The 14,968-nt window shown below is 69.9% G+C and carries 7 protein-coding genes; 3 read left to right on the forward strand and 4 right to left on the reverse strand.

Features of this window, described 5'->3' with window-relative positions; all coding sequences use genetic code 11:
- The first annotated feature begins 75 nt into the window (after positions 1 to 75).
- Positions 76 to 3,222, forward strand: a complete 3,147-nt coding sequence (locus tag DMB42_RS31360) for a S41 family peptidase (protein ID WP_125639689.1) — start codon at positions 76 to 78, stop codon at positions 3,220 to 3,222.
- A 35-nt stretch (positions 3,223 to 3,257) separates the two neighbouring features.
- On the opposite strand, the gene DMB42_RS31365 is transcribed toward DMB42_RS31360, so the two are convergent.
- Complete coding sequence (locus DMB42_RS31365) at positions 3,258 to 4,367, reverse strand: MalY/PatB family protein (RefSeq protein WP_125639692.1); 1,110 nt, start codon at positions 4,365 to 4,367, stop codon at positions 3,258 to 3,260.
- Between the two features lie 768 nt (positions 4,368 to 5,135).
- The gene (lexA, locus tag DMB42_RS31370) at positions 5,136 to 5,843 is read right to left on the reverse strand and encodes a transcriptional repressor LexA (protein ID WP_125639695.1); all 708 of its coding nucleotides are present in this window, start codon (positions 5,841 to 5,843) and stop codon (positions 5,136 to 5,138) included.
- 2,111 nt (positions 5,844 to 7,954) lie between these two features.
- Between lexA and nrdR the strand changes: the two genes are divergently transcribed.
- Positions 7,955 to 8,410: a transcriptional regulator NrdR gene (gene nrdR / locus DMB42_RS31375; RefSeq protein WP_103955744.1), complete on the forward strand. Its 456-nt coding sequence runs from the start codon at positions 7,955 to 7,957 to the stop codon at positions 8,408 to 8,410.
- On the forward strand, positions 8,407 to 11,211 hold the full coding sequence (locus DMB42_RS31380; RefSeq protein WP_125639699.1) for a vitamin B12-dependent ribonucleotide reductase: 2,805 nt from the start codon (positions 8,407 to 8,409) through the stop codon (positions 11,209 to 11,211). The genes nrdR and DMB42_RS31380 overlap by 4 nt, the downstream gene beginning before the upstream one ends.
- 104 nt (positions 11,212 to 11,315) lie before the next feature.
- Here the strand turns inward: DMB42_RS31380 and DMB42_RS31385 are convergent, their stop codons facing one another.
- Complete coding sequence (locus DMB42_RS31385) at positions 11,316 to 12,146, reverse strand: glycerophosphodiester phosphodiesterase family protein (protein ID WP_125639701.1); 831 nt, start codon at positions 12,144 to 12,146, stop codon at positions 11,316 to 11,318.
- 216 nt (positions 12,147 to 12,362) lie between these two features.
- Positions 12,363 to 14,924, reverse strand: a complete 2,562-nt coding sequence (locus tag DMB42_RS31390) for a glycosyl hydrolase family 18 protein (protein ID WP_221762438.1) — start codon at positions 14,922 to 14,924, stop codon at positions 12,363 to 12,365.
- Positions 14,925 to 14,968 lie beyond the last annotated feature (44 nt).

The following is a 14,968-nucleotide window of genomic DNA, read 5'->3' on the forward strand; positions in this document are numbered from 1 at the left end:
CTGTTCCCGGAGGGTGAACGAGCGCTGAGAGAGAAATTCTTTAGCTGATTTGGTGTTGCGCATTAGTGTCTAGCTGTGACAAATGGCGCATACCTGAGATATCCACATCTGTCCGGTGACCTGGTCACCTTCGTCGCCGACGACGATGTCTGGCTCGCTCCCGTCACCGGCGGGCGGGCCTGGCGCTTCACCGCCGACCGCGTGCCGGTGTCGTCCCCGAGGTTCTCGCCCGACGGCACGCGCATCGCCTGGACCGGCGGCAAGGAGGGCGCCCCCGAGGTGTTCGCGGACCAGCTCGACGGTCCCGAGGGCGAGCGGCTGACGCACTGGGGCAACGCGATGACCGGCGTCCGCGGCTGGACCGCCGACGGGGCCGTCCTCGCGGTCAGCTCCACCGGCGAGGGGGCGCGTACCCGGACCTGGGCCTACGCCGTCCCGCTCGACGGGGGACCGGCGGCGCGGCTGCCGTACGGATGGGTCAGCGAGGTCGCCGTCAGCGGCGCGAAGGTCGCCACGGTGTCCTCGATCTGGCGCGAGCCCTCGCAGTGGAAGCGCTACCGGGGCGGCACCGCGGCCAAGATCTGGGTCGACGCCGAGGGCGACGGGGAGTTCACCAGGTTGTTCGCCGACAGCCCGGCGCAGCACTGGGCGGTCAACTGGGTCGGCGACCGGATCGTCTACCTGTCCGACGCCGACGGCGCGGGGAATCTCTACTCGGCCCTCCCGGACGGCTCCGACGTGCGCCGGCACAGCGCGCACGAGGGGTTCTACGCCCGTCACGCCACCAGCGACGGCCAGCGGGTGATCTACAGCCACGCGGGGGACCTGTGGGTGCTGGAGAGCCTGGACGCCGAGCCGTACAAACTGGAGGTCAAGCTCGGCGGGTTCCGGCCCGGACGCGCCCGCCGGCCCGCGCCCACGCGCGCCGGGGCCTTCTCGCCCGACGCGACCGGGCGGGCCAGCGCGGTCGAGATCCGCGGCACCGCGCACTGGGTGACCCACCGTGACGGCCCGGCCGGCGCGCTGCGCGTGGAGCCCGGCATCCGGGTACGCCTGCCGCGCGCCCTCGACGCCGACGGCCGGGCCGTGTGGGTCTCCGACGCCGGCGGCGAGGACGGCCTGGAGATCGGCACGCCCGGCGGCGAGGTCAGGACCCTCGCCCAAGGGCAGCTCGGCAGGGTGCTCGAACTGAGCGCCGCGCCCGACGGCAAGCACGCCGCGGTGGCCACCCACGACGGCCGGCTGCTGGTCGTGGACCTGGAGTCGGGCAACCTGCGGGAGCTGGACCGCACCACGCAGGGCGACATCAGCGGGCTCGCCTTCTCCCCGGACTCCGGCTGGCTGGCCTGGGTGCACCCGGACCACGAGCCGCTGTCGCAGATCAAGATGGGCCGCGTGGACGGCACGTCGGTGATCGACGTCACGCCGCTGCGCTTCTCCGACTACGACCCGGTGTTCACCCAGGACGGCAAGCACCTGGCGTTCCTGTCGGTGCGCACGTTCGACCCGGTCTACGACGCGCACGTGTTCGACCTGTCGTTCCCGGCGGGCTGCCGGCCGTACATCGTGCCGCTCCAGGCCACCACGCCGTCGCCGTTCGACCCCTCGTTGCAGGGGCGGGGCTTCAACGGCGAGGAGGACAAGGCCGCCAAGGAGGACAAGAAGGACGACGCGCCGCCGCGTACCGAGGTGGACCCCGAGGGGCTGGCCTCGCGCGTGGTGGCCGTACCGGTGCCGGCGGCCCGCTACGGCAACCTCAGGACCGCCAAGGACGCGCTGCTCTGGCTCCGCCACCCCGTGACCGGCCAGCTCGGCGACGGCACCGAGCAGTCCGCCGAGATCGTGCTCGAACGCTACGACCTCAAGAAGCGCGCCAAGAGCGAGCTGGGCAAGGAGGTACGGGTCTTCGAGGTCAGCGGCGACGGCAGCAGGCTCGTCACCAACGGCAAGAACGGCCTCCAGACGCGCTCGGCCGGCGAGGGCGACGAGGTCGTCACGATCGACCTCGACCGGATCACCGTCCAGATCGACCCGCTCGCCGAGTGGCTCCAGGGTTACCGCGAGGCCGGACGGCTCATGCGCGACCACTTCTGGCGCGAGGACATGGGCGGCGTCGACTGGCAGGCCGTCCTCGACCGGTACGAGCCGCTGGTCTCCCGCCTCGGCTGCCACTCCGAGCTGATCGACCTGCTCTGGGAGGTACAGGGCGAACTGGGCACCTCGCACGCCTACGCCCGTGGCAACGACGGGGTCAACGACCCGCGCCGCCGCCAGGGCCTGCTCGGCGCGGACCTGGTCAAGGACGAGGACGGGACCTGGCGGGTCGAGCGTGTCCTGCCCGGCGAGACCTCCGACCACGCGGCCCGCTCGCCGCTGCTCGCCCCCGGCGTCGCGATCCGGTCCGGTGACGCCGTCGTGGCCGTCGGCGGCCGCCCGGTCGATCCGGTACGCGGCCCGCTCGCGCTGCTGTCCGGCACCGCCGACCAGCTCGTCGAGCTGACCGTACGGCCCGCGGCCGGCGGCTCGCCGCGTCGCGTCGTCGTCACCCCGCTCGCCGACGAAGGCCAGCTCCGCTACCACGACTGGGTGGAGAACCGGCGGGCGTTCGTACGCGAGTCGTCCGGCGGGCGGCTCGGGTACCTGCACGTACCGGACATGGTGGCCTCCGGGTGGGCGCAGTTCCACCGGGACCTGCGTACCGAGATGGCCTTCGAGGGGCTCATCGTGGACGTGCGCGAGAACGGCGGCGGGCACCTGTCCGAGCTGGTCCTGGAGAAGTTGTCGCGCAAGGTCACCGGCTGGGCGCGGGCCCGCGGCTACGAGCCGATGCGCTACCCCGAGGACTCCCCGCGCGGGCCCATCGTGGCCGTCACCGACGAGTTCGCCGGGTCCGACGGCGACATCGTCAGCGCCGGGATCAAGAACCGGGCCATCGGCCCGCTCGTCGGCACCCGCACGTGGGGCGGCGTCATCGGCATCGACTCGCGCTACTCCCTGGTGGACGGGACCGTGGTGACCCAGCCGCGGTACTCGTTCTGGCTGGAGGGGCCGGGCTGGGGCGTGGAGAACCACGGCGTCGACCCCGACGTCGAGGTCGTGATCACGCCGCAGGACCGCGTGGCCGGTCGCGACACGCAACTGGAGAAGGCGATCGAGCTGGCGCTCGCCGCCCTTGAGGAGCACCCGGCCGCCACCGCGCCGGACCTGCCGCCGCTGGGCTGACCCGGCTCCTGAGGGGCGGCCCGGCGGGCCGCCCCTCAGCTCAGCCTGGTGAGGATCTCCGACAACACGGCTTCCGTCGTGGCGAAGTTCAGCCGTACGTGGTCCGCGCCGCCCGGCCCGAACCCGGCCCCGTCGTTGAGCCTCACCTTCGCCTCCCGCTCGATGACCTCCGCCATGCCCGGCCGCCCGGTGTGCAGCCACGCCAGGTACGTGGCCTGCGGGATCCGGTAGCCGTACCGGTCCGGCAGGCGTTCGGCGATCAGGCGGCGGTTGCGGTCGAGCAGCGCCCGCGTGTCGTCGAGCCAGGCGTCGCCGTGCCGCCAGGCCGCGACCGTGGCCTCCACCCCGAACAGGTGCGCCGACCCGTACAGGAACGGCGGCTGCGCCGCCACGGCCGCGCGTACGCCGGGGTGCCCCAGGTGGGCGACCGAGCAGCGGATGCCGCCCAGGTTGAACGCCTTCGTCGCCGAGGTGAGCGTGACCGTGCGCTCGGGGAGGATCGTGGCGAAGGGGATGTGCCGGTGCGGCTCGTACGTCAGGTCAGCGTGGATCTCGTCGGCGATGACCAGCAGGTCGTGGCGTTCGGCGTGCTCGGCCAGCTCCTCCAGCTCCTCCCGCGTGAACACCCGGCCCGTCGGGTTCTGCGGGTTGACCAGCAGGAGCACCCGGCAGCCGGACAGATCGGGCACCTCGAAGCGCCAGGCGTCGCCGTCGGGTTCGAGCTGGATGGGGACGAGGGGGCGTTCCATGACGTCGAGGGTCGTCAGGAACGGGTGGTAGGCGGGGGTGTGCAGGGCGACGCCGTCCCCGGGCCGGGTCCAGAGATGCAGCAGCACCTGGAGCGCCTGGTTGATGTCGCTGAACGTGTGGACGTACGAGGGGTCGGCCGCCCAGCCGTGGCGGGTGGTCATACGCTCGGCGAACGCCTCGGCCAGGGGGCCGCTCTGCGGCTGGTCGAGCCAGGTGGGATAGCCGAGGTCGCCGGTGGCGCGGCGGGTCAGGGCGTCGATGACCTCGGGGGCCGTGGAGAGGTCCATGTCGGCGATCCAGGCCGGGATGACGTCGGGCGCGACGAACGCCCACTTGAGCCCGTCATGCGTCTCTTTGAGGGCCTTCAGGTCATTTGGGGGGAATACGTCGTTCACGGGCACATCTTAGGATTCCGCACCCGGACGGGAGGCGGCGGGTGAGCCTCCATCCCCGGACCGGGGGCGCGCGTCCGGGTGAGCGGTCAGCGCGGCTTTGGGGAGCCCGGATCCACGAAGCGAGGCCGGATGTCCTGGCGGGTGGTCAGCGCGGCCTTGAGGGAACCCGCGTTCACGGATCGAGGACGCCGTCGGGCGGTGGTGTGGCCGATGTATGCGCAGCCCACGGCTGCCGAAGGCTCTACCTCAAAGGCGCACCCTTGCGGCCCGGCAACCGGTGGTGCTCAGGGGCGCGCACGCTCTGTGCGGTGCTTCTTCCGCGGCCTGCCCGTGATCACTGCTGTTCACCGTGTGATGCTAGCGCTAACACTCGGCGGCCTGTTCGTGTCGGGGTCGTCGCTACGCGATGTTGCGTTATCCCCTGCCCATGGGGGCCGTCCACGCGAGCACACCGCCTCGGTTCTGCGTCCGGCCTGCCGTTTCGTGTGCCTGGCTCGTTCGTGTGTCGGGCATCGTTCAGGCTGCCCGAGCTGTCCCGGCCGGTCGAGGGTCGCCACGACGAAGAAGGTGACTGCCATCCGACTGGATGGAGCCTCGTCGTGGGGACCGTCGTTCGGCGTGAGTACGAGTGTGGGCGTGTGCGACGTGCGAGGGGACCGCGCCTCGACGCGGACGACCGTAGCCCCCGTACAAGGGGCTCCGGGTGCGCGAGGAGGTGGACGGTCGCAGCCCTCCTGGGAAGGGTGGCTGCCGACCGGTCGCGAAGGGTCAGAGGCGGCGGAGGACGGCCACCACCTTGCCCAGAACGCTGGCCTCATCACCGGGGATGGGCTCGTAGTTCGGGTTGTGGGGGACCAGCCAGACGTGCCCGTCCTTGCGCTTGAACGTCTTGACCGTGGCCTCACCCTCGATCATGGCGGCCACGATGTCACCGCTCTCGGCGACCGGCTGCTGACGGACGACCACCCAGTCGCCGTCGGCGATGGCGGCCTCGATCATCGAGTCACCGGCGACCTGGAGCAGGAAGAGCGTGCCCTCACCGACGAGCTGCTTGGGCAGGGCGAAGACGTCTTCCACGCTCTCCTCGGCCAGGATCGGGCCACCGGCGGCGATGCGGCCGACGAGTGGGACGTAGGCAGCGGTCGGCCGGCTCACCGGCGCCTCGTCGTCAGTGGCGTCGGGGTCGACCCACAACACGGGCTCACCGGGCAGCCGAACCTCCAGGGCTCGCGGCCGGTGCGGGTCGCGCCTCAGATAGCCCTTGCGCTGCAACGCGGTCAATTGGTGCGACACGCTGGACGTGCTCGTCAGCTGAACGGCCTCGCCGATCTCGCGCATCGAGGGCGGATATCCGCGCTGCTGCACCGAATCGCGAATCACTTCGAGGATCTTGCGCTGCCTGGGAGTCAGGCCCAGGGAGTCGCGCCGGCGCACCGCGAGGTCTGTGACCCCGTTAGCGTCATCCCGCTCACTCATGCTCTTCCTCCTCGCCTGGCGGCGGCCCGCCTCACCGGCGAACCTCCCGGTCCGTGGTCTTGATGTCGCACACAGCGACCGTATCGCTGTTGAAGATCATCTTCAAACAATTGTTCGAGTCTTCCTCGAAATTGTTGCCAGCGTGGTGTACAACATCGTACGGGAGTTCGATCGACACCGTGTTCGATTTGCTGATCCAATTTTGGCCGGTTCCTCGGGCCGGGCGGCGGGAGGTCAATCGTGCGAACGACCACGAGCACCTATTCGACCAGCGGCGACGTCAACCGGCTCACGCTCATCGCCGACGCCACGCAGGGCGGGGACCGGAGGGGGGACGCCGGCCGTACGGACTCAGAGCGCCGCGTCACCCAGGGAAAGGGGCGGGGGACGAATTCGAACACCCGGCGGCGGCGCACGGTCGGCGCCTCCGGCGCTGCGCGCGACTCCGAGCCCGCCGCCCGGCGGGCGCCGGGCGGTAGTAACAGTCGGCCCCGGCTGTGGCTGGTCCCTTCTCCGCGTCCCGATGGGGACACCGCCGATCAGGCGGTGCCGTCGAGGGGCGATGACACGCTGACCGGCCGCCGCCGCGCCGCCCCAGGGAGTACGGGAGCGCCTGGGAGTCGCGGGGCCGGTGCGAACGGGAAGGATAGGAGCGGTCGGAGGGCGGGCGGTGCTGACGACGACGTCGTCGACCGCGAACGGCTGCCGGGGAGGCGCGCCGGGCTCCTTACGAGGGGCCGCGCGGGGAAGCACCGGCCGGATGGGGGAGCGGGCGAGGTGCGGGAACGGCGTTCGGGCGAGGCGGTCGGACGGGTCGAGAGGCGGGAACGCCGGTCGGGGGCGGCGGCCGATCGTGTCGTCGGCCGGGGGCGGCGTCCTGGGGAGGGCGGTCGGCTTGAGGGGCGGGGACGGCGTTCGGGGGAAGGGGCGGCTGGGAGCAGGGAACGGGGCCAGACAGGGGGCGGGCCGGGAGGCTCGGGGCGTCGGGGGACGCGAGGGGATGTACGTGGTGGTGGCGAGGCTCGCGGGGGGCGAGAGGTGTTGGGGCGTGTAGTGGGTGCGGGGAATGCTCGGGTCGGGAACGGGGCCGGGCATGCCGGGCGTGCGTGGAGTCGTCGTGCGCTGCGGCGGAACGGGCGTACGGGGGAGATGATCTCTCGGGGGAGTGGTGGCGCCAGGACGCCCGCTCCTCCGGTGCGGCTGACTCGGCGGGGGCGGATCGTGCTGGTGGTGGGGATGGTGTTGCTGTCTTTGGGCGGGTTCTGGCTCGGTACGCGGGCGGCGGGGCATGCGGCTGCGGGTGGTGTGGGGTCCGGGCATGTGGGGCTGTCATGGGCGGGGGACACGCTGTGGGGGAGTGCTGACGTGCCTAGGGCTTGGGCGAGCACGTTAAGCAGCTGAACGGGGTCGCCGACTCGGTGATCTGATCGGTTCTGGGGCTGGCCCCTTACGTTTCCGGCCAGACCGTCGGCGGGTGACGTGGCTCACTGAGACGGTGGCGCTGACCTGCGCATGGGCCATCCGGCCTGCAACGCCGCGCCCTAGCGAGCGGCGGCATTCCTGAACGGCGCCCAGGCGCGCTGCGGTCTTCTGAGGGCGAGCCGCCATCCCGTGCGACGGGACTCTGGGTGGTGCCGGCGCGCGTGGAGACCATCACGGCTTATGGGCGGTGGTGCTGTGTGCGGTGGCCCGTGTCGTACCCCCTGTGGGAATGGGGATCAGGGGGTGCGGGCTTTGAGAGCGGGGTGTGGGAGGTGGGTGGAGTGGGTGTGGGCTCCGGTACCTTTGTGGAGCTTGTTTGGCCTGGTGGTTCTCGGGGTGGCGTGGGGGCGCGTCCGCCGGGAAGTGGTGGCGTCGGAGGCGCGACACGCCCGGGACGGCTGTGACTCAGGGGCTGATCAGCGACTTCGGCTCGATGGTGTTGCTCAACTTGCGTTCATGGTCGCGCGCTTCTACGGTTGGACCACAACATCTAGTAGTTACACCGATGTCGGTTCACCACACCTTGTGTTTCCGTGACCGCTCCATGGTCAGCCGTGGGGCGTGCGCGAGCGTACCGCGGCGCGGGTTTTACGCGTGTGGTGGGCCGGGCAGGGTCAAGGAGGCGAAGCGTGCACTGTCCGTTCTGTCGCCACCCTGACACCAGGGTCATCGACAGCCGGTCCACGGACGACGGCGCGGCCATCAGGCGCCGCCGCACCTGTCCCGAGTGCGGGCGCAGGTTCACCACGCAGGAGACGGTCCTGTTGATGGTGAGCAAACGCAGCGGGGTGACGGAGCCGTTCTCGCGGGACAAGGTCGTCGCGGGCGTGCGGCGGGCCTGTCAGGGCAGGCCGGTCAGTGAGGACTCGCTGGCGCAGCTCGGGCAGCGTGTCGAGGAGGCCATCCGGGCCAAGGGCGCGGCCGAGCTGCCGTCCAACGAGGTGGGCCTGGCGATCCTTGGCCCGCTGCGGGAGCTGGACGAGGTGGCCTACTTGCGATTCGCATCGGTTTATCGCGGTTTCGAGAGCCTGGCGGACTTCGAGGCCGAGATCTCACAGTTGAAGGCGGAGAAGGGGGAGTCATGACGGACACGGCCAGCGGTTCAGTGGCGCGCGGGGGTAAGCGGCCGCGTAAGGGGTTGCGGATGAAGCGGATCTTCACGAAGCCCGGCGTGCACCCGTATGACGAGATCCAGTGGGAACGCCGTGACGTCGTCATGACGAACTGGCGCGACGGCTCGATCAACTTCGAGCAGCGGGGCGTCGAGTTCCCCGAGTTCTGGTCGGTGAACGCCGCCAACATCGTGACGACCAAGTACTTCCGCGGCGCCGTGGGCACCCCGCAGCGCGAGTGGAGCCTGAAGCAGCTCGTGGACCGGGTCGTCGGCGTCTACACCAGGACGGGTGTGGAGCACGGCTACTTCGCCAGCGACGAGGACGCCGAGATCTTCGACCACGAGCTCAAGCACGCGCTGGTCCACCAGGTCTTCGCGTTCAACTCGCCGGTCTGGTTCAACGTGGGCACCGCCTCGCCGCAGCAGGTCAGCGCGTGTTTCATCCTCTCCGTGGACGACCAGATGGAGTCGATCCTGGAGTGGTACAAGGAAGAGGGCGTGATCTTCAAGGGCGGTTCGGGTTCGGGGGTCAACCTGTCCCGCATCCGTTCGTCCAAGGAGCTGCTCTCCAGCGGCGGCACGGCCAGCGGCCCGGTCAGCTTCATGCGCGGCGCGGACGCCTCCGCGGGCACGATCAAGTCGGGCGGCGCGACGCGCCGGGCGGCCAAGATGGTCGTGCTCGACGTCGACCACCCCGACATCGAGGAGTTCATCGAGACCAAGGCGCGCGAGGAGGACAAGGTCCGCGCCCTGCGTGACGCCGGTTTCGACATGGACCTGGGCGGCAAGGACATCGTCTCCGTCCAGTACCAGAACGCCAACAACTCGGTGCGCGTCTCGGACGAGTTCATGAAGGCGGTGGAGAAGGGCGAGGAGTTCGGCCTGCGTGCCCGCCTGACCGGCGAGATCATCGAGAAGGTCGACGCTCAAGACCTGTTCCGCAAGATGGCCAAGGCCGCCTGGGAGTGCGCCGACCCGGGCCTGCAGTACGACGACACGATCAACGACTGGCACACCACGCCGGAGACCGGCCGGATCACCGCCAGCAACCCGTGCTCCGAGTACGTGCACCTGGACAACTCCTCGTGCAACCTGGCCAGCATCAACCTGCTGAAGTTCCTGAAGGACGACAACTCCTTCAACGTCGCCGACTTCGTCAAGCTGACCGAGCTGATCATCACCGCGATGGACATCTCGATCACCTTCGCCGACTTCCCGACCGAGAAGATCGGCGAGACCACGCGGGCCTACCGCCAGCTCGGCATCGGCTACGCCAACCTGGGCGCGCTGCTCATGGCCACGGGCCACGCCTACGACTCCGACGGCGGGCGCGCGGTGGCCGGGGCGATCACGTCGCTGATGACCGGTGTGTCCTACCGGCGCAGCGCCGAGCTGGCCGGGGTGGTGGGGGCGTACGACGGTTATGCCCGCAACGCCGAGCCGCACAAGCGCGTCATGCGCAAGCACGCCGCGGCCAACGACAACCTGCGCGCGGTCGGCACCATGGACGCGAAGATCCACGCCGAGGCGTCGCGCCAGTGGTCGGAGTGCCTGAAGGTCGGTGAGAAGAACGGCTACCGCAACGCCCAGGCCAGCCTCCTCGCCCCCACCGGCACCATCGGCCTGATGATGGACTGCGACACCACCGGCATCGAGCCGGACCTCGCGCTGGTCAAGTTCAAGAAGCTGGTCGGCGGCGGCTCGATGCAGATCGTCAACCAGACGATCCCGCGGGCGCTCAAGCAGCTCGGCTACCAGCAGGAGCAGATCGAGGCGATCGTCGAGTACATCTCCGAGCACGGCCACGTGGTCGACGCCCCCGGCCTGCGCAAGGAGCACTACGAGGTGTTCGACTGCGCGATGGGCGAGCGGGCCATCGCGCCGATGGGCCACGTGCGGATGATGGCGGCGGCCCAGCCGTTCCTGTCCGGCGCCATCTCCAAGACGGTCAACCTGCCGGAGTCGGCCACGATCGACGACATCGAGCAGGTCTACATGGAGGGCTGGAAGCTCGGCCTCAAGGCCCTGGCCGTCTATCGCGACAACTGCAAGGTCGGCCAGCCGCTGTCGGTCGGCAACGGCGCCAAGAAGGACGAGCCGAAGGCCGTCGAGCCCGAGGTCAAGGTCATCGAGGTCAACCGGCCGACCCGGCGGCGCATGCCCAACCAGCGTCCCAGCATGACCACCCGCTTCACCGTGGGCGGCGCGAAGGGCTACATGACCGCTTCGTCCTACCCTGACGACGGGCTCGGCGAGGTCTTCCTCAAGATGTCCAAGCAGGGTTCGACGCTGGCGGGCGTCATGGACGCCTTCTCGGTGGCGATCTCCATCGGCCTCCAGTACGGGGTGCCGCTGGAGACGTACATGAGCAAGTTCGTGAACATGCGGTTCGAGCCGGCGGGCATGACGGACGACCCGGACATCCGGATGGCCACGTCGGTGATGGACTACATCTTCCGTCGTCTGGCCCTCGACCACCTGCCGTACGACGAGCGGGCGGCCCTGGGCATCTTCTCGGCGGCCGAGCGCGCCGCGCAGCAGCGTGGCGAGGACCCGGCGGCGCTGCAGGAGGCGGTCGACCGCGAGGCGCTGGCCCAGTCGGCGCCCATCGAGGAGAAGCCGAAGGAGCAGCCGGTCAAGGAGCTGACGCTGGAGAGCCACCAGCGCTTCACGGCCGACGCGCCGCTCTGCATGACCTGCGGCACCAAGATGCGGCCCGCCGGAAGCTGCTACGTGTGCGAGGGCTGCGGTTCGACCAGCGGTTGCAGCTGACGAGGACGACACGTACTGACGGCTTGAGGAGCCGGCAGGGGTGAGGACGGGGATCCGGGTCATGACCCGGATCCCCGTTCGTTTTCCAGCGGTTCAGCCGTCGCTTACAGGGATAGGTCGCGTAGGACGTCGGGTTTGTCGGTGATGATGCCGTCCACGTTGTACGTCAGCAGGCGGCGCATGATGTCCGGACTGTCCACGGTCCAGGTGAAGACCTTCATGCCGAGTTCGTGGGCGCGTTTCACGTACGACGAGGTGAGCGCGGTGTACGGCGGATTGACGTGGTTGGCGAACTTGGCGAGGTCGGGCAGCGCGGCGGTGTCCGGCGTGCCGAGCAGGCCGATCGGGACCTCGGGCAGCAACCGGTGGAAGGCGCGCATCGAGTCCCAGTCGAAGGACTGCGCCACCAGCCGTCCGGGCACGAGCCAGGCGGGCTCGTCGCGCAGCGCGCGGACGACGCGGGACTCGATGTCCGGGTAGAGCCGCGGCTCCTTGACCTCCAGCAGCAGGCCGAGTCCGGTGCCGGCCATCGCGCGCAGCGCCTCGCGCAGGGTCGGGACCCGTTCGCCGGTGTACTCCCGGTCGAACCAGGAACCCGCGTCCAGCCTGCGGATCTGCGCCAGCGTGAGGTCGCGTACCCGCCAGGGGGCCAGGCCGGGCAGGACGCGTTCGGCGTCGGTGGTCCGGGCGAGGGTGGTGTCGTGCATCAGGACCAGCTCGTGGTCCTTGGTCTCCTGGACGTCCAGCTCGAACATGTCGGCCCCCTGGCGGGCGGCGAGCTGGAAGGCGGCGATGGTGTTCTCCGGCGCGTACGCCGAAGCGCCCCGATGGGCGACGTTGACCACCGTGGTTGACGCGGTGGCCGACGCGGTGGCGGGCGGGGAGGCCAGGGGGAGGAGGGCGAGGGGCAGGAACAGGGCGAGTCGCCGGAACATGGATCTCCTCGGTTGGGGAGAGACCGACAAACTCGACCGTGACAAGGCCGGATGACTGTCAGTTGAGGGCAGAGTAACGCAGAGGTGCCCGTCCGATGAGCCTTCGACACGCCGGAACACACGCCGGTACACCCGCCGGAACGCACGCCGGAACGCACGCCGGAACGTCGAAGGGGCGGCCCGCCCCCGGCGGTCCGCCCCTCCTGTGTGCTGGTGTTACCTCAGACCTGCGTCCAGCGCGGTGGTCAGGACGCCGGGGTCACCGGACATCTCCCAGATCATCGCGCCCAGCAGCCCCTTGCTCTTCAGCCAGGCGGTCTTCTTGCCGATAGACCAGGCGTCGTCGAACGACCACCACTGCCCGTTGTTCCCGGTGTAGCAGTAGGTGGCCACGGCGACCTCGTCGTGCCGGATCGTGCAGCCGGGGACCATGGCGAGCAGGTTGCTGTAGCCGCGCGTGCCCGCCTCCTCCTGGAACTGGCCGGGCGCGGCGCCGTGCGCGTCCTGCCATTCGCCGTTCTTGCCGCCGTCGGTCACCTGCTGCCAGCCGCGGCCGTAGTAGGCCAGGCCGATGGTGAGCTTGCGCGGGTTGACGCCTGCCTGGAGGTAGACGTTCACGGCCTTCTCCACGCTGAAGTCCGGGTTGTACGGACTGTCCGCGTCGAGGTACAGGTTGCCCTGGTGGCCGGTGCGGTTCGGCTCCCAGGAGTTGTCGCTGCCCGCGCCGTGGAAGTCGTAGCCCTGGATGTTGAAGATGTCCAGCGACTTGGCGACCTCGGGCAGGTCCCAGCCGGCGGCGATCTTGGCCGGGTCGGCCGGGGTGAACGCCGTGAGCTGGTACCGCTTGCCGGTCGTCGTCGTCAGCGCGTCGAGCTGGCGGCGGAACTCGGCGATGAGCAGCGTGTTGTTGGCCTTGTCATTCGGGCTGATGTGGTTGCCCGCGTGCCCTTCGGCGCCCGGCCACTCCCAGTCGAGGTCGATGCCGTCGAAGATGCCGGCGGCCGTGCCCGGCCCGCCCTTGCCGTTGTAGTCGGGCAGGTTGCCCTTGATGTAGGTGTCGATGCAGGAGGCCGCGAACTTCTTGCGCGAGGCGTCGGTCGCCGCCACGTCGGAGAAGTACTTGGAGTACGTCCAGCCGCCGAGCGAGATCAGCACCTTCAGGTTCGGGTACTTCGCCTTGAGCTTCTTGAGCTGGTTGAAGTTGCCCTGGAGCTTCTCCCAGCCGGTGTCGGCGACACCGTCCACCGACTGGGCGGAGCTGAACGGCCTGCCGTAGTCGGCCTCGGCGTCACCGGCGCCGTCGCCCTGGCTCGGGTCCTGCGGGTCGGACGTGGTGCCCTTGGTGACGCCCTGGAGGCAGGTCAGGTTCCTCGGATCGATGTTGGCGAAGGCGTAGTTGATGTGGGTCAGCTTCGCCGCGGCGCCGGTGGTGTCCAGGTTGCGGACGAAGTACTGGCGGCCGTAGATGCCCCACTGCACGAAGTAGCCGACGCGGGCGTACCCGGTCTCGACGATGTCCGACGTCGTCACCTTCACCTCGGCGGAGGCGGCGGAGACGTTGTCGTACAGGTCGCGGGCCTTGACCGTGAAGGGGTACTCGGTCGAGGGGGACAGGCCGGAGACGACCGCCGTGGTGCCCGTGACGGTCGTGGCCAGGGTCGGGCCGACGAAGACGTCGTAGTTGGCCACGCCGGAGTTGTCGGTGGAGGCCGTCCAGGCCAGGGTGACGCTGCTGGACGACTTGGCCGTGCTGCGCAGGCCCGACGGAACCGTGGGCGCCTGCGTGTCGTCGGCCGGGTTGCGGGTGGTGACCTTCACCGGCGCGGAGGCGGCCGAGAGCGTGCCCTTGCGGTCCTTGGCCTTGACGGTGAAGGTGTACTCGGTGTTCGGCGTCAGGCCGGAGACGGTGCCCGAGGTCTCGGTGACCGAGGCGGCCAGGGCCGTGCCGTTGTAGATCTCGTACCCGACGATGGGGAGGCTGCCCTGGGTGGCGGCGTCCCAGGCGAGGGAGACGGTCTTGGTGGTCTTGACCGGCGAGCGCAGGTTCCCGGGGGCGCCGGGCGGCGCGTCGGGGGTGCCGTCGCAGTTGACGTCGTTGATCCGGCAGCTCGTCGGCTCGGCGTTGGCCGTGCTCACGGTGAAGCTCGGGCTGTACGGCTCGGTGGTCGCGCCCGCGTTCACGGTCGTGTTGTAGTGGACGGGCGTCAGGGTGACGGTCCGTCCGCTCTGGGTGAGCGAGCCGTTCGAGGCGTTGCTCGCGGTGACGCCGGCGGGCAGGTCGAAGACGATCGACCAGCCGTTCAGCGCGGTGGTGCTGTTGTTGGCGACGATGAACTTGGCCGAGGTGCCGCTCACGTCGTACGTGGCGCTGACCGGCGGCTTGGCGGGCGGGTCACCTCCGGTGCCGTCGCAGTTGGCGCCGTTGATCAGGCAGCTCGTCGGCTGGACGGCCGAGCTCAGCGTGACCTTGGGGCTGTACGGCTCGGTGTTCTTCCCCGCTTGCACGGTGTTGATGTAGAAAGCGGGGGTGAGCGTCACCTTGGTGCCGTTCTGGCGGATGGTGGCGTTCTGGGGATTGCTCGCGGTGACCCCGGACGGCAGTTCGAAGACGATCGACCAGCCGCTGACGGCGGTCGTGCCGGGGTTGTTCACGAGGAAGGTGCCGGTGTTCCCGGAGAGGGAGAACGTGGCGATGAGGCGGCTCGCGGCCTGTGCGGGAAGGGTGCACATGCCGATGATCACGAGAACGGCGATCAGGGGGGTGACTAATCGGCGCACGTCAAGGACCTTTCTTTAAAGAAAGTTTCCTAACAATTACGCGG

It is taken from the genome of Nonomuraea sp. WAC 01424, from assembly GCF_003947315.1.
In the GTDB taxonomy this organism is placed as follows: Bacteria; Actinomycetota; Actinomycetes; order Streptosporangiales; family Streptosporangiaceae; genus Nonomuraea; species Nonomuraea spiralis.